This window comes from Rhizobium sp. P1_C7 (assembly GCF_056406295.1).
In genome coordinates, this window is record NZ_JBFUAL010000020.1 from 41,491 (window position 1) to 63,580 (window position 22,090).

20 protein-coding genes and 2 pseudogenes are annotated in these 22,090 nt (G+C 58.6%); 6 read left to right on the forward strand and 16 right to left on the reverse strand.

Features of this window, described 5'->3' with window-relative positions; all coding sequences use genetic code 11:
- Nucleotides 1–7: 7 nt before the first annotated feature.
- Complete coding sequence (locus tag AC1D2R_RS24850; protein WP_477971487.1) at nucleotides 8–901, forward strand: intradiol ring-cleavage dioxygenase; 894 nt, start codon at nucleotides 8–10, stop codon at nucleotides 899–901.
- A 398-nt stretch (nucleotides 902–1,299) separates the two neighbouring features.
- Nucleotides 1,300–2,952 carry a glycoside hydrolase family 3 protein gene (locus tag AC1D2R_RS24855; protein ID WP_477971640.1) on the forward strand — a complete coding sequence of 551 codons (1,653 nt, stop codon included), beginning with the start codon at nucleotides 1,300–1,302 and terminating at the stop codon, nucleotides 2,950–2,952.
- A gap of 385 nt (nucleotides 2,953–3,337) precedes the next feature.
- Here the strand turns inward: AC1D2R_RS24855 and AC1D2R_RS24860 are convergent, their stop codons facing one another.
- Nucleotides 3,338–3,577 carry a BBE domain-containing protein gene (locus AC1D2R_RS24860; protein ID WP_477971488.1) on the reverse strand — a complete coding sequence of 80 codons (240 nt, stop codon included), beginning with the start codon at nucleotides 3,575–3,577 and terminating at the stop codon, nucleotides 3,338–3,340.
- A gap of 93 nt (nucleotides 3,578–3,670) precedes the next feature.
- On the opposite strand from AC1D2R_RS24860, the pseudogene AC1D2R_RS24865 reads away from it, so the two are divergent.
- Nucleotides 3,671–3,815: pseudogene (locus AC1D2R_RS24865) on the forward strand (IS256 family transposase); the annotation flags it as partial.
- A gap of 26 nt (nucleotides 3,816–3,841) precedes the next feature.
- On the opposite strand, the pseudogene AC1D2R_RS24870 reads toward AC1D2R_RS24865, so the two are convergent.
- The 4 genes and pseudogenes from AC1D2R_RS24870 to AC1D2R_RS24885 all read right to left on the reverse strand — a co-directional run.
- A pseudogene (locus AC1D2R_RS24870) lies at nucleotides 3,842–4,003 on the reverse strand (aldo/keto reductase); the annotation flags it as partial.
- A 32-nt stretch (nucleotides 4,004–4,035) separates the two neighbouring features.
- Entirely contained in the window at nucleotides 4,036–4,755 is a 720-nt protein-coding gene (locus AC1D2R_RS24875) for an SDR family NAD(P)-dependent oxidoreductase (protein ID WP_477971490.1), read from the reverse strand.
- Between the two features lie 121 nt (nucleotides 4,756–4,876).
- Nucleotides 4,877–5,305: a putative quinol monooxygenase gene (locus AC1D2R_RS24880; protein WP_477971492.1), complete on the reverse strand. Its 429-nt coding sequence runs from the start codon at nucleotides 5,303–5,305 to the stop codon at nucleotides 4,877–4,879.
- A gap of 92 nt (nucleotides 5,306–5,397) precedes the next feature.
- Nucleotides 5,398–6,252, reverse strand: coding sequence for a VOC family protein (locus AC1D2R_RS24885; RefSeq protein ID WP_477971494.1), 855 nt, complete (start codon nucleotides 6,250–6,252; stop codon nucleotides 5,398–5,400).
- A 184-nt stretch (nucleotides 6,253–6,436) separates the two neighbouring features.
- On the opposite strand from AC1D2R_RS24885, the gene AC1D2R_RS24890 reads away from it, so the two are divergent.
- Nucleotides 6,437–7,636 carry an MFS transporter gene (locus AC1D2R_RS24890; RefSeq protein ID WP_477971496.1) on the forward strand — a complete coding sequence of 400 codons (1,200 nt, stop codon included), beginning with the start codon at nucleotides 6,437–6,439 and terminating at the stop codon, nucleotides 7,634–7,636.
- On the opposite strand, the gene AC1D2R_RS24895 is transcribed toward AC1D2R_RS24890, so the two are convergent.
- A complete protein-coding gene (locus AC1D2R_RS24895; protein ID WP_477971498.1) occupies nucleotides 7,633–10,539 on the reverse strand; it encodes an ATP-binding protein in 2,907 nt (968 codons plus the stop codon). The genes AC1D2R_RS24890 and AC1D2R_RS24895 overlap by 4 nt on opposite strands.
- A gap of 151 nt (nucleotides 10,540–10,690) precedes the next feature.
- On the opposite strand from AC1D2R_RS24895, the gene AC1D2R_RS24900 reads away from it, so the two are divergent.
- Entirely contained in the window at nucleotides 10,691–10,957 is a 267-nt protein-coding gene (locus AC1D2R_RS24900; protein ID WP_477971499.1) for an aldo/keto reductase, read from the forward strand.
- Between the two features lie 206 nt (nucleotides 10,958–11,163).
- Here AC1D2R_RS24900 and AC1D2R_RS24905 read toward each other — a convergent pair whose 3' ends face one another.
- The gene (locus AC1D2R_RS24905) at nucleotides 11,164–11,811 is read right to left on the reverse strand and encodes a TetR/AcrR family transcriptional regulator C-terminal domain-containing protein (RefSeq protein ID WP_477971501.1); all 648 of its coding nucleotides are present in this window, start codon (nucleotides 11,809–11,811) and stop codon (nucleotides 11,164–11,166) included.
- A gap of 86 nt (nucleotides 11,812–11,897) precedes the next feature.
- On the opposite strand from AC1D2R_RS24905, the gene tet(30) reads away from it, so the two are divergent.
- The gene (gene tet(30), locus AC1D2R_RS24910; protein WP_477971503.1) at nucleotides 11,898–13,082 is read left to right on the forward strand and encodes a tetracycline efflux MFS transporter Tet(30); all 1,185 of its coding nucleotides are present in this window, start codon (nucleotides 11,898–11,900) and stop codon (nucleotides 13,080–13,082) included.
- Between the two features lie 181 nt (nucleotides 13,083–13,263).
- Here the strand turns inward: tet(30) and AC1D2R_RS24915 are convergent, their stop codons facing one another.
- From AC1D2R_RS24915 to AC1D2R_RS24955, 9 genes are all read right to left on the reverse strand, one after another.
- Nucleotides 13,264–14,142: an intradiol ring-cleavage dioxygenase gene (locus AC1D2R_RS24915; RefSeq protein WP_477971505.1), complete on the reverse strand. Its 879-nt coding sequence runs from the start codon at nucleotides 14,140–14,142 to the stop codon at nucleotides 13,264–13,266.
- A gap of 107 nt (nucleotides 14,143–14,249) precedes the next feature.
- On the reverse strand, nucleotides 14,250–15,311 hold the full coding sequence (locus AC1D2R_RS24920; RefSeq protein ID WP_477971507.1) for a maleylacetate reductase: 1,062 nt from the start codon (nucleotides 15,309–15,311) through the stop codon (nucleotides 14,250–14,252).
- Between the two features lie 21 nt (nucleotides 15,312–15,332).
- Nucleotides 15,333–15,647: a Dabb family protein gene (locus AC1D2R_RS24925; RefSeq protein ID WP_477971509.1), complete on the reverse strand. Its 315-nt coding sequence runs from the start codon at nucleotides 15,645–15,647 to the stop codon at nucleotides 15,333–15,335.
- A 60-nt stretch (nucleotides 15,648–15,707) separates the two neighbouring features.
- The gene (locus tag AC1D2R_RS24930; protein WP_477971511.1) at nucleotides 15,708–16,793 is read right to left on the reverse strand and encodes a Gfo/Idh/MocA family protein; all 1,086 of its coding nucleotides are present in this window, start codon (nucleotides 16,791–16,793) and stop codon (nucleotides 15,708–15,710) included.
- Between the two features lie 28 nt (nucleotides 16,794–16,821).
- Entirely contained in the window at nucleotides 16,822–17,817 is a 996-nt protein-coding gene (iolG, locus tag AC1D2R_RS24935) for an inositol 2-dehydrogenase (protein ID WP_477971513.1), read from the reverse strand.
- Between the two features lie 55 nt (nucleotides 17,818–17,872).
- A complete protein-coding gene (locus tag AC1D2R_RS24940; protein WP_477971515.1) occupies nucleotides 17,873–18,751 on the reverse strand; it encodes a sugar phosphate isomerase/epimerase family protein in 879 nt (292 codons plus the stop codon).
- Nucleotides 18,752–18,813: 62 nt separating this feature from the next.
- Nucleotides 18,814–20,022, reverse strand: coding sequence for a sugar ABC transporter permease (locus AC1D2R_RS24945; RefSeq protein WP_477971517.1), 1,209 nt, complete (start codon nucleotides 20,020–20,022; stop codon nucleotides 18,814–18,816).
- A gap of 34 nt (nucleotides 20,023–20,056) precedes the next feature.
- A complete protein-coding gene (locus AC1D2R_RS24950; RefSeq protein ID WP_477971519.1) occupies nucleotides 20,057–20,863 on the reverse strand; it encodes an ATP-binding cassette domain-containing protein in 807 nt (268 codons plus the stop codon).
- A gap of 53 nt (nucleotides 20,864–20,916) precedes the next feature.
- Entirely contained in the window at nucleotides 20,917–21,984 is a 1,068-nt protein-coding gene (locus tag AC1D2R_RS24955) for an ABC transporter substrate-binding protein (protein ID WP_477971521.1), read from the reverse strand.
- Nucleotides 21,985–22,090 lie beyond the last annotated feature (106 nt).

Consider the following 22,090-nt stretch of genomic DNA (forward strand, 5'->3'; position numbering starts at 1 on the left):
GGTCGTGATGGACGCGCACGAAAAGGGCTTCTTCACCGAAGAAAATTCCGTCGAGGTCGTCACTGGCCGCAACAAGAACGCCAAGGACGAACGGCTGAAGCAGATCATGGAGATCGTTACCCGCAAACTGCACGAGGCGGTCAAGGAGATCGAGCCGACGCAGGACGAATGGATGCAGGCGGTTATGTTCCTGACCCGCACCGGTCAGATGTGTAACGAATGGCGGCAGGAGTTTATCCTGCTGTCAGACACGCTCGGCGTGTCGATGCTGGTGGACGCAATCAACAACCGCAAGCCGTCGGGGGCGTCGGAAAGTACTGTGCTGGGGCCGTTTCATGTCGCCGACGCCCCGGAACTGCCGATGGGTGCCAATATTTGCCTGGACCAGAAGGGCGAGGACATGGTGATCGGTGGGCGGATTCTTGATACGGCGGGAAAACCGATCAACGATGCGGTGTTGGACGTCTGGCAGGCCAATGACGAGGGCTTCTACGACGTACAGCAGCAGGGCATCCAGCCGGACTTCAATCTGCGCGGGGTGTTCCGCACAGACTCGGACGGTCGATACTGGTTTCGGGCGGTAAAGCCAAAATACTACCCGATCCCGAACGACGGTCCAGTGGGACAGATGCTCGAGCATCTGGGTCGCCACCCGAACCGTCCGGCCCATCTGCATTACATCATCAAGGCCGATGGCTTCGAGACCCTGATCACTCACATTTTCGATCCCGACGATCCCTACATAAATTCGGACGCGGTCTTTGGCGTTAAGGAAAGCCTGCTCGCACAGTTCAAGCGCACACATGACCCGGAACGCGCCAAAAGTTACGATTTCGCCGGCGAGTTCTGGGAGGTCGAACACGATTTCGTTCTTGCGCGCGACGGCGAGAAGCGGAGCTAAGGCAGCACTTAAAAGACCTGCGCGCGGCCAGCATTTCGGGTGATTTGTTTGATCTTCTGGGCATACTGTTGAGAAATTACAAGTTCGCGCGTTAGGAGTGACGATGTTTCGAATGCCTACTTTTCACGCCCCGGCCGTTCTTTCGCGGCCGAGGCTTTCGGCTGCTGTGAAAATGAGTTCGATTAGGTTCGAGCCGTAGAGCGCGTTTGAGTACACCAGATCCAGCGTGTTTACGACGTAGCGGGTTATCCTGCCAAAAAATCATTCCGAACAGCGTCGAATGCCGGTGGCGCGGTGTCGTCAGCTTGCCTGAACTGTCGATAGTGGCTACCGTGAGGCCCGATCGATTTAGGTCAAACCATTTCACCCGTTTGTTCAAAATGGTACCGGGGTCCTCCATGTCGCACCCATACTCAGTCGCACCATTTCATCTCGACGCGACTGCGCTCGCATGGGTGGACGCGTCCTTTGCCAAATTGACGCCGGATCAGAAACTCGCGCAACTGTTCAATCTGCGCTGTGCTGGATTGGACCCCGAACGTCTTGCCGCCCAACAGGCATTTCAGCCTGGATCGATCACCCGCGTTCCGGCTGCCGATCCCGAAACCGAACGTGCTCTGATCTCTGCCTTCAACGCTGCTGCCCCGGTGCCTCTACTGGTCTCTGCCGACCTTGAAGGCAGCCGCATGAGTTTGCCCGGCGGGATCGAAGTGCCCAACCCGCTGGCGCTGGCCGCAGTGGATGACATCGCGGCAACAGCGCGTGTCAGCGATATCATGGCAGCCGAAGCCCGCGCCTATGGGATCAACTGGTCCTTCACCCCCGTCGTCGACATCAACGCGGCGTTTAGAAGCGCCATTGTCGCGACGCGTGGATTTGGCTCAAACATCGATACCATCGAACGCCATGCATTGACACAAATCGCCTCGTTTCAGGCTGAGGGTGTCGCAGCCACGGTCAAACACTGGCCGGGGGAGGGGTTTGACGACAGGGACCAACACCTGTTGACCACCATCAACCCACTCAGCATGGAAGAATGGCAGGAGAACTTCGGACGTCTCTATCGCAATGCTATCGATGCGGGCGTCATGTCGGTGATGTCCGGGCACATCGCTTTGCCATCCTATGTAAGAGGGGTGGCGGCTGATAGCGCGGAGATTGAAGCCTACCGGCCTGCCTCGATCAGTCATTACCTGAACCAGACGCTTTTGCGGGAGCAACTGGGTTTCAACGGCCTGATCGTGTCGGATGCCACAGCAATGGCAGGGCTCGGATCGTGGTCGCCCCGTTCGGAGCATCTGCCTGAAATCATCGCTTCCGGTTGTGACGTCATTTTGTTTTCTAACGATGTAGACCAAGACATAGGTCACCTGCGAGCAGCGCTTGTCGATGGGCGGCTGACTTGGGCGCGCATAGACGATGCTGTCAAACGGCAGTTGGCTTTGAAGGCCGCCCTCGGCCTCCACGGCGAGCAACGACCCACCAGCGAGCGCAACAGGGCAGAGGATGAAGATTTCATAAGGGCGCTCAACGATCGGGTGCCGACCCTTGTCAAAGACGTCCAAGGTCTGATGCCGGTTTCACCCGCAAAGCACCGACGGGTGCTGGTCGTATCTAGGGGGATCATCTTTCCGTTCGTCCCGGAACCTCAGCCCTTCATAATCCCTGATTTGCTAGCGGCCGAAGGGTTTGAGGTCACGCAATACACATCAGCTACCGTTATCAGCAGGGATAGTTTCGACCTTGTCATCTACCTGTTTGGGGAAGAAACGCTGCTCACGCGGGGGCGGATATTTCTCGACTGGCTTGGGCTCATGGGAGATTTCGGGAAAGCGATGCGACGGTCGTGGCATGAGATCCCGACGGTGATGATTTCCCTGGGCTATCCCTATATGCTTTACGACGCCCCCCGGATGCCGGCGTACGTTAATGCCTATTCGACGACAGACAGCATGCAGCTGGCCGTCGTAAGAGCCTTGCTCGGCAAAGTGCCATTCAACCGGAACAACCCAGTGGACCCGTTCTGTGGACTGCCGGATGCGAAGTACTGATTGCCGTGCGGAGCCAAGATTGGGGGATCCGTTCCAGCAACGGTGCCCTTCGGCTACAATCTGACGCCTGTTAGGGTGCTGGTTCCATAAATCATCGTTATGGTGCGTCGAACGCAAAGGTCGACGGCTTGACTCCGTCAAGGTCCTCCTTGCGCCGAAAACCTCATTTTCTCAACATTTCACATGAGAGCTTCCTGCTTCGAAGGTAGTTTGCATGGTCTGCCAATTCATCAGGACCAGGCTCAACGTGACTCTTTATAGCGGATTGGAGCACCCTCCTTCCGACGGGGAAAATGTGCTGTTCGGCAAACTGCCACAAATTTGTTCTGTTGAAAAATCCTCAACGTCGGCAGCCGGGACCGACCTCGCATCTTGCGAATAGGACTCAAGCCAGCGGCGTGATGTTCTGATTGAGACGGAACATATTGTGCGGATCGAGCCGCGTCTTCAGGCGCGCAAGACGCTGGTACTTCTCCGGGCCATATGCATCTAAAGCTACGACCGTGCCGGCATCAGCCTGCTCATTGACGTAGTTCCCAGCCATTGAGAACGATGAAAGATCGTGCCCCGCCGCGTGGTGTAGGTGGCGGGAGGTAGCAAAGCCGAGCACCCGCGCGCTTTTCATAGCGCTGTAGCGGGTGATTGGGTTTGCGGGCGCCCATCAGTGTTTTCCGCTAGGATCGGGTTGTTGAAGACCAACCTGACGGAAAGACCACCGATGACCAATGATATGATGAACGTGCGTTCGCTTGTTGAGAAGAGCGCCGATGCAGATTTATTGCGTGAGATGATCGGCTTTGCCGCCGAGCGGCTGATGGAGCTGGAGGGTCGGCTCAGCTACCGGTGCTGACTTCGGCGAGAAGGACCCCATGTTCGACAGAGCCGCGATGGCCGCGCGGTCCTCGTCGTCGAGGCGAATGTCGCGCGCATCGAGATTGGCTCGCCGGCTCGAGGGGCGAACGGCTTTGGGAATCGTGATGACGCTTTCCTGAGCCTGAAGCCAGGCGATGGCGATCTGGGCGGCGGTGGCGCCGTGTGTCCTATCGGCCAACCGTTAAGCTGATGACCCGCATGTCTCTTGCGCTACTGGGCGAGATAACCGCCATCGATGTTCAATTCGACGCCGGTCACGTAGCTTGCCTCCTCGGAAGCCAGATACAGGCAGCCGTAGGCGATCTCGATCGGAGTGCCGCCGCGTTTCATCGGCGTCATGGCGATGATAGTTTGATTCAGATCGGGTGCCTGCGCATCAGTCAACGGTGTATGTATGAAGCCCGGATGTAGGGAATTGACCCGGATTCCGTCGGATACGTAGGTCATCGCCGCGTTTTTCGACATGCTGCGAATAGCACCTTTGGCGGCATGGTAGGCGTGTGCACCCGCAACCGCCGCACTTGCCCAGATCGAGGAGATGTTGACGATCGAGCCGGCCTGCTGTTTGCGCATGACGTGAACTGCCTCCCGCATGCCGAGGAAAACGCCGGTCTGGTCTACGGCGATGATCTTTAGCCACGCCTTCATCTCCAGCTTGTCGAGCGGCTCGTAGGCGATAATGCCGGCATTGTTTACAAGAACGTCAAGACGGCCATGCTTCCTGACGATCGCAGCAACGACCCTTGCCCATTGCTCTTCGCTGGTTACATCAAGCGTCATCGCTTCGATGGCCCCAGGATAGGGTTTTTCGGGCGGCTTGACATCTCCGGCAACGACGACGGCGCCCTCGCTGTCGAACAGGTCCGCGACGGCAAGGCCGATACCGCCTGCGGCTCCTGTGACCAATGCGACTTTGCCTTTTAGTCTCATATCGCAGCTCTTCCTGGTCTGACGGTGTCGTATGCGAGAGCCGCTCGCCCGCCGCACGAGCATGTTCTGCCCGGCAATCGGCGATGGTCTTTGTTCGCCGTCTGGTTTCGTGGGAGGCTTGCTAGTTGCCGGCCGGTGCGAGGATCTGCATTCGCGTCACTTTTACTCCGCCCTCAGCGAGGTCCGGCAGCTTGGCAAACCAATCCTGCACGTAGGGCATGGTGTTATGAGCCTCGAAGTCGGCTTCGTTGGCAAAGATTTCGTAAAAGATGAAGTGCCCGGGTGTCTCTCGGTTTTCCTGTAGAAAATAGACAAGGTTCGCGGGATCGCTGCGGACAAGGTCTATAAGGGGAAGCGTGATGGCCCGTAGTTCGGCCTGCTTGCCAGGTTTGGCACGGACCTCGGCAACCACCGAATAGGCTCCGCTGGCAATTCTGGCGTAGCCCTGGCCCGGCCCTTCTTGCGCGAGCGCGTGAGTTTGGAGAACCTCCCCTCCGATCAGGCCCGCGAGCAGAATTGCGGAGGTCTGCAGCGACGGCATTATGTTCATGTCCTTCTCCTTATCTCGCCACGTGTAGATAGATGGCCTGATCGCCAATTCTGGCAGCCGGCTTGTAAAATTGTTGCTGATGCCTGTTGGGATCAATTCGCACTTGCCATGCGCAAATGGGCGTCCAATGCATCTGTGAACCGCTTCTTCACCGGTCCAAGCGCCTTCACGAACTCCAGTTGTTCTCCTTCAGGCCCCTTGCAATAAATCAGTTCCCAGCCGTCTGATGGCGCAACGGTCACCTTGTTGGTGTTGGCGCTCTTGGGGGCCGCCTTTCGTTCGTCTTCAGTCGAAACACGTATGATGCGATTTGCTCGTACCTGTGTCATACCGCGACGCGCGGACTCCGCCTCGAGATCGGCGATGAACTGATTGAAGTCGACATCATCCCGTACATAGAAGCAGATGTGCATCATTCGCGGAAAAGCCGGGCTCATGTGCTCCAAAGGTTCGGCGAATGCCTTGGGACCGCCCATAGGTTGGTCCGCATCGCGATATTGCAAGAGCTCAATGACGACGTTGTCGAACTGGATGAACCGCACATCGAGGCGTTGGGCGCCGTCCCTGAGGTCAGGTACGCCGATCGACCGCGGATTGACGCCGAGCTGATTGGCCAGGATCTCCTGGTCGGCAAGCAGTGTGTTCTGCACGGCGTCGCCTTGAAAGTCACCATGACGGAAGACTTCGGTGCCACCGAGCACGGCGGTATAGAACTCGTACGCGCGTTCCATGTTCTGCACGGTCAGGCCGAAATGCTGTACGCCCTGGAGCCGGGCACCGAGCGAATTTGTATCGCGGGTTGCGACAGGCGTTTCTTTCGCGGATGCAGTTGCGTTGACCGAGAGGGCGCCGGCAATGCCGCCGATTGCAACTCCTCCGGCGGCGCGAAGGATGGCGCGGCGCTCCGGGTCGTCTGGTTGGGTAGCTGGCCTTTGCTCGCGAGACATTGTTGCCTCCTGTTGTTCGCGGGGACTGGGCAAATACTAACAAGTCCACGCTTGCGAGGTTGGTTAAGATCTGGGAAATTTGGTGAACCGAGCAGCGATCCGGTAAGCAGGAAACCGACAACCGGGTGTCTTCCTGCGAGCGGACTGCGGCCTCGACCGGCGCCAACAAAGGCTCACTTGAGATATGGACACGACAGCGGGGCGGGCCAGACTGATTGCAATCGTGCTAGGTGCAGGCGCGGGAATGTATTTCAGCATCGGGATCGTGCTGATCTATGGCTTTAGCGTTTTTATCGTGCCAATCACCAAGGATACCGGGTGGGATCGGACGGTAGTGGCCGCCGTCGTCGCACCGATAGCCATCGTAAACGGTCTTATGTCGCCTGTAGTGGGCGCGTTGACGGACCGCTTCGGCCCACGCCGAGTGCTTGCCGTCTCGTCCGTGTCGATGGCGATTGGTCTGATCGGGGTTGGGATTGCGTCGCAGAGCTTGCCCACATTCATCGTGGCTGTCGCCGTGGCAAGTCTCATGGGCGCCGCGCAGACCGGCGTGCCCTACACGCATGTGGTGGTCGGATGGTTCTCGGGGCGACGCGGTCTCGCACTGGGTGTAATGCTTTCCTTTGTGGGGCTTGGGATCGCAACGGTTCCTCCCTTCCTTGCATTCCTGATCTCCGAGTCGGGCTGGCGCTTTGCATTCATGGCAGCCGGTCTGATATCGATGACGGTCACGCTTCCCGTCGCCCTTTTTGTTATTCGTGATCCACCCGTGCTTCAGCGACTCGACCGCGCAGGCGAGGGCCACACTGTCCACCAGGCGGTGGAGACGGCGAGCTTCTGGCTGATGCTGGGCGCATTCTTTCTCAACTACTTCGCCGCTGCAGCCGGCTCTATTTCTCTCCCTGTCGTACTGGCGGATCGTGGAGCGGATACAGCAACGGCGGCCTTGGTCATGAGCCTTGTGGGATTGTCCTTCATTGTCATACGCCTCGGCTTCGGGGCATTGCTTGACAGACTACCCCCGGTCCCATTAACCAGCTTGGCCTTTCTGTCGCCCGTTGTCGGTCATTTCATTCTGTTGAATTCCGAAGGTCAGATCCCGGTCTATGTCAGCGCCGTCTTCTTCGGCCTTGCCACCGGAGCAGAGGGCGACGCGATCGGTTACCTGCTGTCGAAACGATTCGGAGTTCGAAGCTTCGGCAAGCTCTTCGGCATCAACTACATGGCTTTGACCATGGGCGCAGGACTTGGCCCGGCATCGCTGCACATCATGGCCGCGGGGGGTACGCGCTACGTCGAGGCCTTCTCAACCTTCGCGGGCATCGCCGCGGTCGCTCCGATCCTGCTCATGTTGGATCGCCGCACGCGATCGTTAGTGCGCTAGGAATTCGGATGTGTATGCCCTTCGCGACGAGCCTGACGAGCAGTGCTTGTGCTCCTCTCGCCAGCATCCTCCACAGCGTCGAGGACTGCGCGCGCCCTCGCCAGATCGCGGGTGGTGAACCCTTCGCCGAAGCGTCGATAAATCGGTGCCAGAAGTCCGCCAACCCTTTCGCTTTGACCCGACTGAGCCCAATGCTCGGAGAGAGCCGTTGCGGTGCGCAGCTCCCATGACAATGCACCTTGGCGGTGTGCGAGGTCGAGCGACTGAAAATAAAGGACTTCTGCGGCTTCCGCCGTCCGGTTGGCGTTTTCCTTGCCTAACAAAACCGCCTTTATGCGCAACAATTCCGGCATGCACCAGATTTCACCGGTCGATGCCGAAAGCGCGATGGCCTCGCCGATCGCGATCTGTCCCGCTTCAACGTCCCCGTGATCCCCCAGGCCCGCAGCGTAAACGCCCATATAGAAAGGGCAACGCATGCGGAAACCTACCGCAAGAAGCTCATCGAGCGCGCCTCTCAACATCGCCAGTCCACACGCATCGCCGCTCTGCAGCAGCCACTCTGCGCGCAGGCAGCGGCTCATGGCACTCCAAATCGTCATCGCGTGCTCCGCGACATGAACTTCGATGCCCACAAGGAGGTTCTCCGCGGCAGCAAGGTCTCCCGTCAACAGCGCAATGGGGCAAGTCGTGTGGACTATAGCATTGCAGATTGCGAGGGCGTGCCGGGCGGCCCGTGCCCCTTCCAATTGACGCTGCGCCATGGCAACTGCCTTGTCAGGATGCCCCTGCAGCCAGGTGACGTTCGCAAGGGTTCCCTTTGCCGCAGATCGTGGGTCCAACTGGAAGCGCGCAATGTCCGAGCGAGCCACGGGAGGAATATATCGGGCGATCATACGTTCGAGGTGACGCCGTGCCTCGGCAAGCTCTCCCAAGTAGCGCAGAGCGGTTCCCGACTGCCTGTCGACATTAATGAGTGCGTCGCGATCGCCGCGATCGGTTGCCAGCTTTCTGATCTCTTCCGCCATCACGAGGGCTGCATGATGGTCGCCCGTCCATGTGAAATAGTCGCACAATCCCCAAAAGCATCTGAGCCGGTAGTCGGTGTCGTTGAGCAACTCGGCACAATCGAGCGCTGTGGTCCAGGCTTCCTTGACCTCCTGAAGAGGGCCGTGAGTATGAAGCAGCGCCGTTCCATAGGCAAACTGCAGCTTCATGTCGTCGCTCGCGCTACGGAAATTGGCAAAGCAACTGCTGAGGGCGACTTCTGACCCTGTGCGGCACTCTTCCACGAGAGATAGATGTTCCCAAAACGGGAGGGCGGCCACCGTGAGCGCTACGCCGATTGCAATGTTGCGGTTCTCGGAAAAGGCCCAGCCCAAAGCACTACGGATATCGTCCATTTTTCGCCCGTACTCGGCGAGCCAGTGGGCCGTCGGCCGGATTCTCCATTCGGCCTCGGCGCGTTTTGCGAGTTCGAGGAGATGTTCGGCGTGGCGCTGGCGCAGGCCGTTACTTTCGCCGCTTTCGTCAAGTTTCTGCAGCACATGTCTACGGGTTGTGTCGAGCAATCTGTAGTGCGTCCCTAGCTCTCCTCTCTCCGTCGATATAAGCGACTTCGCAACGAGGTTCGCGACACCGTGAATGTATTCGGAGCGGTCACGACCCTTGTCGACTGCAACGGCGCATGCCGATTCGAGACTGAAGGCGCCTGCAAAGACCGAGAGGCGTCGAAGCAGGATGCGCTCAGGCTCGGGGAGCAGCCCATAGCTCCAGTCCAGCATTGCAGCCAAGGTGTGGTGGCGAGGGTCGCCGCTCCGCCTATCACTCGACACATGAGATTGATCGGCGAGAAGGTCGAGGAGTTCCCGTGTACTGAACGCATCCAATCGCGGCGCGGCGAGTTCGATCGCGAGTGCCAGCCCGTCGAGCCTGCGGCAGATCTCAGCCACAACCGGCGCGTTCACGTTGCTGAGCTTGAACTCGCCGCGACTTCCGGCGGCGCGCTCGACGAAGAGCTCGACGGCCGGAAACGCCAAAGCCTTGGCTGCGGAAAGTCCGGACACCTCGGGTGGTGTTTCGAGAGGTGGCAGGCGATAGACCTGCTCGCCGAGAACTCGCATCGGTTCTCGGCTCGTGGCGAGAATCCGTACCCTTGCGGCGGCGGCTAGAAGCGTTTCTGCGCAGGAGGCCACCGCTTCGATGAGGTGCTCACAATTGTCGAGCACAAGCATGAATTCCCGGTCGGCTGCGAAAGCGGCGACCGCAGCCTTGATATTCGCCGAGTGGACCCTCAACCCCATCGCCGTGGCGATCGACGTCGGTACGAGAGCTGCATCGGTGACGGTCGCCAGATCAACGAACCAGATGCCATGGTCGTAGGCTGCACTCAGTTGATCAGCGATTGCGAGAGCCAACCTCGTCTTGCCAACGCCACCCGGGCCAACGATCGTGAAGAGGCGCGATACTTCAAGTGCACACCGGATTGCATCAACAGCATCGCTTCTTCCCACCAAACGGGTCGTTGAAACAGGCAGATTGTGCGTGCGCTCATCCTGAGACTTCGCCGTGACGGAGGTGTCACTCTGACCCGAAATACGCACGGGAAAGACGAAGCGATAGCCCCTGCCGCTCACCGTCGCTATGTATTGCGTGCCGTCTGGAGCATCGCCCAGCGCCCGACGAAGAGCGGCAACATTCACCTTGAGATTGCTGTCCTCGACGAAGGTATTCGGCCAGACGCGCGACACAAGCTCAGCCTTGCCCACCAGTTCGCCGGGACGCTCGATCAGCGCCGCCAAAATTTCCAGTGCGCGGCTACCAATACGAACGGCCGTCTGTTCGCGCGTCAGCGACTGCCGCTCTGGTACAAGTACGTACGGCCCAAATGAGTAGGAAAGCACGATCGAAGCTCCAGACGCAAACGTACAAACCTCTTGATAGGTGAGCGATTGCTTCATGAAACCGCTCACGGCCCCAGGACAATAACCACTATCACATGTGAAATACATCGCAGATCGATCGACAGGTATTCCTGGGTTCTCAACGGAATTCATGCCGATCATCGATTGGCTCGAGGACTATGCAGCAACGAAGGGGGCGACCCCACCCCAAATCGCCCTCGCATGGCTGATGGCAAAAAGCCCCATCATCGTGCCGATCCCCGGCAACGAAGCGCATCTGCTGGAAAATCTTGGTGCCCAAAACGTCAAACTGAATGCTGCAGACGTTCAGGCCATTGATACGTTGCTGTCCAAATTCCCGGTCTATGGCGACCGCATGGGCAGGGACCACATGCTTTCTATCGATTGCTCCTTGTGACTTTGATCGTCCACGGTGGCGGTGAAGCGTCTAGCCGATGAGTTCGTTTGGGCCGACAACGGAAATGATTTCCGCTTGGCGCCGTCATTTCAGACGTTCGGGGTGATCGCAGTGACGCAGGAAAGCGGCCATTCCCGTGAAACGTAGCGGCGGACTATAGTGTCATGCGGTGGACGCGGTGGAACACTAGTCTGAGCGTTTCCAGGTCATCCTGCCTGTTTCGCCCGCAATTTCTCCTGCATGCCTGCCAGCAGGTAACTTAGCCCACTCTCGAACACGGCTTCAGTGTTGACCGTTCCGACCCTGTGGAAGGTCTCAAGAGCTTTTGCGAGCAGGGGGAACGGCTCCACTTCCGCCGCGAAGTCGGGATTGGGTGAGTTTTGGTCTATCTGTTCCCGCTCGCGCTCCCCTTGTTCTTCAAGAACATAGCCGACCACATAGCGCGTCACGCAAATGGCGATTCCAAACGCCTCCTCTGCGGAAAATCCAGTATCGACATAGAGCTGCAAGACCTTTTCCGCATCGGCAAATTCGGCGACGGAAGGCCGTGTACCTGCGGTCAGCCGCGCGCCATCGCGCACGGTGAGCAGGGTCTTGCGAATGCTGCGGGCATTGGCCAGCGTGAACGTCACCCAATCCTGGCCGGGTTTGGGCAGGCGATCACTGTGATAGCGCAGCAGCATCTCGGAATTGATGGCGTCGAGCAATTCCGACTTGTTGCGGAAGTGCCAGTAGAGCGCCGGCTGCTGGACGCCCAGCCGCTCTGCAAGCTTGCGGGTGGAAAGCTTGTCTATTCCCACCTCGTCCAGCAGCAGCAGGGCCTCATCGACAATGCGATCACGTCCGATAGCCATGGAAGAACACCTCTTGACTTATCATCGATAAGGGAGCTTATCACCGATAAATTTATCACTGATAAAGCTTATCGGGACGCCCCAGTATGAACAAGGCCCTTTTCGTTATTCTTTCAACCGTTGCCCTGGATGCCATTGGCGCGGGCCTGATCTTCCCCATCCTGCCGAACCTGCTGGCCGAGGTGACGGGTGGCGGCGACATCGGATTGCTCTATGGGATGATGCTGGCGGTCTATGCCATCATGCAATTTGTCTTCTCGCCGGTCCTTGGTGCGCTCAGTGATCGGTTTGGCCGGCGCCCGGTGTTGCTGCTCTCTTTGGCTGGCACCTTGCTCGATTACCTCGTCATGGCACTTTCCCCCCTCGGTTGGGTGCTCGTGGTCGGGCGGGCCATGGCGGGGATAACCAGCGCCAATATGGCGGTGGCAAGCGCCTACATCACCGACATCACCCCAGCCGAGCGGCGTGCGCAGCGGTTTGGGACCGTTGGCGCCGTGATGAGCCTGGGCTTTATCATCGGTCCCGTCATCGGCGGCGTCATGGGCGCTTGGTGGCTCCGCTCGCCGTTTCTTGTGGCAGCCCTGTTCAATGGCCTCAATCTGCTCATCGCGCTGTTTGTCCTGCCGGAAAGTCGAAAGGCTAGTCCGGGCAAGTTCGCGTTCAAAGAACTCAATCCCGTGGCGCCATTGGTGTGGCTTTGGAATTTCAAGCCGCTCCTACCACTCGTAACCGTCTCTGTCGTCTTCGGTCTGGTGGCAGCCATACCGGGAACAATCTGGGTGCTCTATGGCGCCGAGCGGTTCGGATGGGATTCGGTGCACATGGGCCTGTCACTGTCCGCTTTCGGCATCAGCGGCGCCCTGGCTCAGGCCTTTCTCGTCGGACCGCTTTCGCGCCGCTTTGGTGACCTGGGCACGTTGATGATCGGCATTGCATTCGACATGCTGGCGTATGTGCTGATGGCCTTCGCCAACCAGAGCTGGATGGGTTACGCGGTAGCGCCTCTGTTTGCATTGGGTGGCGTTGCCATGCCGGCGCTGCAATCGCTGGTGACCAGCCGCGTGAGCGATGACCAGCAGGGCCAGTTGCAGGGTGTGCTGGCCAGCCTGATGAGCCTGGCAGGCATAGTGGGGCCGGTGCTCACCACTGCAGTGTTCTTTTCGACCAAAAGCATCTGGATCGGCACCGTATGGCTGGTGGGTGCAGCACTTTATCTTCTCGCCTCGCCGCTTTTCGCAACGGTAAAGGCCCCGAAGGCCGTGGCAGCGTAGTGGCCCCAGGCGGCAAAGCGACCTCATTTCGGTCGTAGGGCCTAGGGTGGCGTCTTCCCGAGAGCAGACGCCGATCAAGCTAAGCTTCGGCGGCATCAATACGCCAGAGCGGTCGTCGCTTAGACCGCTCGAACTTCGGCAAGTCGCTTTTTCGCGTATTCGTCACCGAAAGCAAATGGTGCTATCCTGCCTCGAGTGGGGCAGGGGAGCCGCTTGTATTGGAGACCGAAACGAGAACGAAATTGAAAGGTGACCGCCACATCGTTGTCCCGTCTTTGCAAGGCTCAAACGGTGCTAAAAGCGAGCGCTTCACGCCGAATACCGTGTCGGAGTCAAGATATGGGTCGTCTCCTACGAACGTGTGGGTCACGACCGTTTGAAAGCCGGCGGCTGTGACAAGATAGTGCATATGGGCAGGCCGGAAAGGATGGCGACCAAGGAGGCCTAGCATCTGGCCAACTGGTCCGTCATCCGGAATGGGGTATGAAACCGGCTTGATGCCGACGAAGCTGTAGCGTCCGTCTGCGCCAGTGACGAAAATTCCGCGATTGTTCCACTTCGGCTGAACATCTGGCTGTTGCACATCATAGTAGCCCTCTGCGTTGTCAGACCAGACGTCTATCCGGGCGCCCGCGATCGGGTTGCCCTCAAAATCCATGACCTGGCCCTCGAAGAGACAGCTATCGCCCTTTCCGTCGAGGGAGATGTTCGCTCCCATCGGACGCTCCGGCGCGCCGGCGACGTGAAACGGCCCGAAAACGGTATTTTCCGTTGCGCCTTCGGGACGGCGGTTGTTGATGGCGTCAACCAGCATCGAGAATCCGAGCGTGTCACTGAGGAGAATGAACTCCTGTCTTTCTCCCGAACACATCTTCCCAGCCTTGGTGAGGAAATCGATGCCGATCTCCCACTCTTCCTGCGTGAGTTGTGTCTCCTTAGCAAAGGCGTGGAGGTGCCTGACCATTGAAGCCATGACCGCGGCGAGGCGAGGGTTTGCTTCCGGGCTCACGCGGGCGTTGACCGCCTCGACAGAGCCTTCTTCGGTAAAATATGCGTCCATCTCATTCCCTCCCTAGGGGCACAGCCTTGATCGTCCTCCGGCCATCATCCTTCTCCATCAGGCGACCACCAATGATGGAGTAACAGCGAAATACGCTTACCCTCTCCTCACGGTCGTGGCTCGGCTCCTTCCCAGGCTCGCTGAAGGAGTGCCCGCAATGATGCTTTCTCGATCGGGCGCGGATTCCAGTAAGGATTGGAAAGCGCAATCTCGCAGGCCTGGTCGAGGTCGGCCTCTTTAAGCCCGAGATCACGCAGTGCCGTGGGCATCCCAAGCTTCTCTGCCATTCGATGGAGGCCGAGAGGTGCTTCGGGGGCGTGAATTGCCGTTGCGATCCGCGCCATTGCTTCTGGCGCGGCGAGGCTATTGTAAGCCAAAGCATGCGGCAGAACGACAGTATGCGTCTCGGCGTGTGGCAGGTTGAAACTGCCGCCAAGCGTATGGCAAAGCTTGTGATGCAGCGACATACCGACATTCCCCAGCACCATACCGCAGAGCCAGGCGCCGTAGAGGCACAGTGCGCGGGCCTCCTTGTCATCAGGCGCTTCGACCAGTCTCGGCATTCCCTCTCCGAGGGCACGAATTCCGTCTTGACCCATCAGAGACATCACAGGGTTGCCATCCTGTGCGTACAGTCCCTCGGCAGCATGGGCGATCGCGTTCATGCCGCTTACGAGCGACATGCCGAGTGGTAAGGACATCGTCAGATCGGGGTCGTAGATCACCGAGCGCGGGAGGACACGCACATCCTTGCCCGTCCGCTTTAAGCCGCCCTCGGTGATGCCGTAGATTGGTGTCATCTCCGATCCAGCATAGGTGGTCGGGATCGCAATGACCGGGATCGGCGCTTCGAGTGCGATCGCCTTGCCGAGACCTATGGTAGAACCGCCGCCAACGGCGACGACGCAGTCAGCCCCGAGTTCGGCCGCCAGAGTTCGTGCTTTTCGCGCACTCTCGATTGGTACGTGCATCTCGGCGCCATCGTGAATACCGGCAAGTCGGGAGCCAAGTAGCTCCCCCACCATCTCAGCTTGCGCTCGTTGTGGCGGAGTACACAGGACCAGCGCGCGCGTAGACCCTATCGCCTCTACCTCCTGACGGATCGTGGAAACCTTTCCGGCGCCGAAGACGACCCTCGAAGGAAGCATACTATAGATGAAAGCCCTCATGACTGTACTCCCATAGCGATTTCAAAGAGCGTTCCTAGCGACTGCGTAGTCGACCTGAAAACGTGCGACCCGCATCTGCCCAAGTTCACCCTTGACCCGCAGGTGCGCTGGATGTGTTGCATAGGCATCGAGAGCCTCCTGGCTCTCGAATTCGGTGTAGAGGACGACATCACAGGCGTAATCGACGCGGCTATGGTCGAGACCCACCTCGAGATGAAGCAAGCCCGGAACTTCACCCCGTAGCTCCTCGAAGCGGCTTTGAAGAAATTTCGCCGCCATGGAGCGATCCTCCTTCGTATCGCCCGCCATATTCCACATCACGATATGCTTGATCATTGTACTACTCCGGAAGCGCGTAGGAGGTTTGGCTGGCATGACGGTATGCCATTCGAAGGATTAGAGCTTGATCTCGGTTCCGTTCTGCGACGACGATTGAAAAAGCGCTTCCAAGATGCGGTTGATGTTATGGGCCTGGTGCACGGGCACGTTCGATGAAGCCCCAGACCGCATGGAGTTCGCGAAGGCTGCTGCCTCGCGATCGAAATAAACCGGGTTTCCGATCTCTGCGATTTCAGGCGAGTAGACGGTCTTACGAACGGCCCAAATCTCGGGAAAGCTTGTCTCGTTCCATTCGGTCCAACCTTCGGGAAGTCCCGCTTTTCCGGTGCTGTAGAGCTTGTAGGAGGCGGGCAAAGGACGCGAGTGCATGACGCCCTCTGTCCCGTAGGCGGTGATGTCCCAACTCTCGGTCCAGGGCAGCGGATCCCACGACATGAAGTCGATTGTGATCAGCTTGTCGGCGTAATTCAGAATGGCACCAACGGCATCTTCGCGTGCATTCGGCGTCATCACACCGTCGAACTTGGTGATCCGAGCGTTGACCGAATGCGGCATTCCGAAGTGTAACAGCAAGCGATCGATCGTATGGCAGCCAATCACGTAGAACGCGCCGCCAATGTCGCCGGGTTGGCGCATGTGATCGGTATCCGCTTCTCCATGCGAGCAGCCAGCATGCGCTCGAACCTGCAGCACCTTGCCCAGTTGACCGGCTTGGAGGACTTCCTGCATTTTGTCGACCGAGGGCGCGTAGCGCCAGCAATAGCCGACCTGGAAGAGCTGCCCGGTTCGCTCTACACATTCCACCAGACGTGACGTATCGACCGATCCTCGACCGGCGGGCTTTTCACAGAGAACAGCCTTGCCTGCTTCCATCGCCTCTATCGCCCAGTCGGCCATCAGGTAGCTCTTGGGATGGATGAGAACCGCGTGCACATCCGGATCGGAGAGAATTTCCTCCTTGGTCCGCTTGGCAATCCCCATGGCCTCAACGAATGGATCAAGCAGCGGACTCGCATCGTAGGCGCCTAAAACCTTCGCGTTTGGCATCCGTTGAAACGCCTTCACCCGGCCCGACGTGTGTGGGTGTGTGATGCCGAGGCAAGCGATTCCAAGTGTGGTTTCGTTTCCGATAGCGTAGGACATGACCGTTATCTCCCTTCCTGCTTTTGTTTCAGACGGCGACGGCGCGGCCGGTCCGCGCGGATTCGACCGCACACTCGGCGAGGCGTAAAGCCAGTACGCCATCACGGACAGTCGTCGGCATTGGCTTGTCGCCATGAATTGCATCGATGAATGCGTCCATCTCCGCGCGGTACGCCTGTGCATAACGTTCAAGGAAGAAGTTCAGCAATGGCTCGCGGGCGTCGGTCAACTCTGCCGTGGTCACACGCATTGTGGTAGGGCGTAGGTTGTCCTGTGTCAGCATGCCGGTCGAACCGAGCACCTCGACACGCTGGTCATAGCCATAAACGGCTTCACGGCAATTGTTGATGTGTGCTTGTTTGCCGCTTGCGGTCTGCAGAACCACCATCGCCGTATCGTAATCGTCATACTGGACCAGACGATCCGGATCGACCAGACGGGAACCAACGGCGGTTACAAGTACGGGTTCTTCGCCGAGAAGCCAGCGGGCCATGTCCAGGTCATGAATGGTCATGTCCCTGAAGATGCCGCCGGAGGTTTTGACGTAGGCAGGCGGCGGCATTCCGGGATCGCGGCTGGAGATGACCACCTGGCGAACAGCGCCGATACGCCCGGCGTCGATGGCGCGGCGCATTTCGGCAAAGGTACTGTCGAAGCGGCGATTGAAGGCCAGCATCACCTTGCCACCCGCACGCTCCACCGCGGCGGCGGCGGCCTCGCTCTTGGCAATGTCAAGGTCGATAGGCTTCTCGCAAAGTACCGCTTTACCGAGTTCGATTGCCTTCATCATGAAGCCGACATGGGTGTCGGTCGGGGTGCCGATGACGATCGCATCGATATCCGATCGCTCGATCGCCGCCGTGGCGTCCGTCATCGCCTCGGCGCCGTATGCGTCCGCTACCGGCTGGGCGGCATTTGCGAAAGGATCGGCGACGGCCACCAACTTGGCTTTTGGATTTGCCGCCACGCTGGCCGCGTGGATCTTACCGATGCGTCCTGCGCCGAGAACTGCAATTCTTACCATTTTCCAAGTCCTTGATGTTTTCGTATTGGACGCTGTTTGCGCAGCAGCAGATTGTTTAATCCGCAGGCAGGTCAACAGCCTGAAACTGCTGCATCGTCGTGTCAAAAGCCTGCTGCGCAGCGATCTCCAAGGGGAGGTGTCGGTGATAGGCAGAGATCACTTCGACGCCCCAGTAGCCATTATATCCTACATCGAGAATGGCCTGGATCTGAGACCGGATGTCGATCGAACCTTCGCCACACAGACGACGGTAATGGGTGGAATCGTTGAAGAGCGAGCCGAGCACTTCTGGACCTGCGTCATCGAGTTCGACTGCTCGCAGAAATTCGAGGGGGATCTGACGTATATCCTCGGCTGTCATGCCGCCTCGCTGAATGTGCCACGTATCAACCAGCAGGCCGCCATTCGTCGTGCCGAGCCCATCAAAGAGCGCAAGTCCGCGCTTGATGGTGTTGATGCTGGCGAAGGGCAGAAACTCGATGACGATATCGATGCCAAGTGGCGCGGCCCGTTCGCAGATGGTGGCAAGGGCACTTCGCATGACCGGCAGATCCGGCTCGCCCTCTTCGAAGACCCCGCCGCCAATCTTGATTTTCTTGACACCAAGTTCGGCGCCGACCTCAAGCAAGCGATCATAGGCGGCATCCGACGCGAGACGCTTCTCGCCGGCAAGATGCCAGTCTACAAGAAACTCGAGTTCGACATGACGAATGCCATTGTCCGAAAAAATCTGGCGCACGGTTGGCAAGCCGTATCGGGCAATCGAAGCATTCATGTCGTCAAGGACGAACCCCATGCCCCGCCAGCCGACCCTGCCGCAAACCTCAGCGCGATCCTTCAAAGAGAAGGGGCTGATCTCGCTCGGTGAGCCCGGATGCACGGCGCCGCTGACTGTCCAGTAGCTGGCGCAGAGTTCGATATCTTCAGTCTTCATTTCAGCGGCCTTTCTCATGCCGATTGCTACCCGTAGCGCGCCCGCACCTTGGGAAAATTGTGTCAGAAGCTCTGGTGGCCGGTGGCCCGTTCGATCAGCTTGTCGATCGATACGGCCAGGACAAGCATCAGCCCGGTGACGATCAGTCGAACTTCGTTTTCGACGCCCATTAGATTCAAACCATTGCCGACGGTTCCGATGACGAGCGCACCCAGCAACGCGGCATGGATTGAACCGCGGCCGCCAAAGAGGCTGACACCACCGATAACCGCCGCTGCGATAGACTCAAGCAGCAGGGTGCCGCCTCCGACGCCGCCACCAGAGAAAACACCGACGCCGAGTGTGCGGGACGCGCCGATGATGCCGGCCAGAGCCGCGATCCCGCCAGCGATCGCAAAGGCAGCCATCTTGATGGTTGAAACCTTGATGCCCGCGCGCCGAGCTGCCTCCTCGTTGTTGCCGACAGCGTAGAGGTAAAGTCCGAACCGCGTGCTGTTCAGTACGTAGCCGCCAACACCCAGCAAGACAGCGAAGATCAGGACGACGAGCGGGATACCTTGATGGGACATCAGGATCGCCACGACAACAGCCCCGAAAGCGGCAGCAGCGGCGATCGGCATGACGACGCTCTGCATGAAGGGCGCCTGCAAACCGGCCCTTTGCCGACGGGCGACATCTGACACCACCAGACCTGCATAGGCGAGAATGCCGAGGAAGAGAGCGAGCCAGGCCCAAACGCCGCTGATGTTTGTAAGGGCGATCATTTCGATGCCGGTCTGCTGTAGGCCATAGCGGGCGGTTGGAGGGAGTAGCATCAATTGAAGACCGTTCAACGCCAGTCCAAGCCCGAGCGTCACCACGAACGACGGAACCCCGACAAAGGTGACCCAACGCGCCGAGCAACTGCCGATGGCAGCCCCGATCAGGATGGCGACGGGAACGGCAATCCAGGGCGATATGCCGAATTCGACGATGAATTTCGCCATCAGCACGGAGGTCACGCCGTTGATGGCCGCGATCGAGAGGTCAATCTCTTTCACCAAAAGAACGAACATCAGGCCCAATGCCATGATGCCGACGACGGTACTTTGGATTAACAGGTTCGAGAGGTTTCGCGACGTAAGGAACACGTCACTTTGGGACGCAAAGAAGAACCCAAGCGCAACAAGCCCGATGATGATCGGCAGAGCGCGCAAGTCGTTGGAAAGAAGTTCGCCAAAGCTCCGGCGTGGGCGCTTTGCGGGCGCCTCTGCGATAATGATGTTGGCCATCGGAATTTCCCTCGAATATTTGGAGACTTTGCAGTCAGCCCGCAAGATTAACGCCTTCATTGCCCCCGACCATCGCGTTCACGACCTGCTCGCCGGTGACATCCTTGGATTTGAAGCTGGCGACGTTGGTTCCGAGACGCATCACTTCAATACGGTCAGTCGCGTTCACAACGAAGTGGTGAATATCGTGACTGACGATAACGATGCCGAGGCCCTGATCGGCCAGCGTTCGAATAAGCGTCGCGACACCTTCTGCCGCGGAATGACTAAGTGCAGCCGTGGGCTCGTCGAGGATGACAACCTTGGGCGTTTCGAGAATTGATCGCGCGATGGCAATGTTCTGACGTTGCCCTCCCGACATCGCGCCGACAGGTCGCGTCAGCGAGAGATTGCCAAGCCGCATCCGTGTGAGCAGCTCGCGTGCGCGAACCTCGCATTCGGCACGCCGGATACGCCCGCCTCCCCACCAGGACCCCGTCATCTCGCGGCCCAGGAAGAGGTTCTGCACGGCGTCAAGATTGCTGCACAGCGAAAGATCCTGATACACCGTTTGAATGCCGAGTGCAGTTGCGTCGGTCGGCTCCTTCACCTGGACGGATTTGCCTTCGAACAGATATTCGCCGGAGTCCGCGGCGTGGACACCCGCCATCACCTTGACGAGCGTGGATTTACCCGCGCCATTGTCTCCGACGAGCGCAACGATCTCTCCGGGATAGACTTCAACAGATGCGCCGCGCAACGCATGCAGAGATCCGAAATGTTTTTGGATATTGCGAAGCGAAACCAGTGGGGTCGCGCCGCTGCGAGCAGCGCTCGGCTGCTCGGCTGCCAGTGATGTCATCAATCAATCCTCCCAAGATTGATAGGGGCGGCAGAGCCTCCGCCCCATCTCGCTTACATATTAGCCTTGCAAACCTCGGTGTCCTCGACGCCTTGGCAAATTTCCTTCCAGGTCCAAACGCCCTTGCTCACGACCTCGCCGAGATTGTCGATAGTAATGTTTTCGACAGGCAGTAGGACGGCCGGGACATCCATGAACCCGTTGTTCACCTTGCCATTGACGATTTCCTTCGGAACGCCTTTGCCATCGAGGATCGATGCAACGACCTTGGCGGCTTCGGTCGCTTCGACCTTGAGGTCCTTCAGGACGGAATTGTCTTGCCACCCTTGCGCAACGTAGCGCAGGGCCTCGACCGTTGCATCCTGACCACCGGTGACGACCTTGTCACCGGGCTTGTATCCCTGACTGATCAGTGCTGCCACTGAGCCGCCGGTTGTACCGTCGTTCATACCGAGAAAGACGTCGACGTCGCCACCGTTCTTGGTCAAGCAGTCTTCTGCAAATGACTGAGCTACAGTGGGATCCCAGTTTTGAGTGTACTGCTCGCAAACGACTTGGACCTTACCGGAAGCGATGAGGGGCTTCAGAAACTCGTCCTGGCCTTTCTCATACTGTCCAGTCCCATATTCGCCCTGGTTTCCTTTAATGCGAGCCACCTTGACCGGCGATTTTTCAATTTTGTTGATCAGGTCAGCAGCGCGCTTCCCCTGGGCCTGACCCACAGCAAGTGAGTCAAACACGATATGAGCTTCTGCCTTGCCGCCAACCGCATCGTGGTCGTAGAGCACGACCGGGATGTTAGCTGCCTGGGCAGCAGCAAGTCCGCCTGCGATAAGGTTGGCGTCTGCCGATGTCAGCAGGATCAGTTTCGCGCCTTGGGAAATCGCGTCTTCGATTTGACGCTGCTGCTGCTGCGGATCACCCTGCGCGTTCTGGACAACGACCTGCGCATTCGGAGCAGCCGTCTTCATGGCTTCAACGAAAAATGGTGCGTCTCTGCTTTCGAAGCGGATAGTCGTGGTGTTGGGAAGCAGGAAGAAAACCTTCCCCGCATCCTGCGCGTGTGCTGCTCCTGCGAGCAACGTCGTCGTGGCCATAAGCGCCGAAAATATACCTCTCATGCCATCATCCTCCCTTGATATCTGCATGTTGGTGATCTGTCGCCGCAAGTGAATGCGACAGTGATCAACTTCTAACAGTTACGCAGGATGAGACAAAGTTGTGATT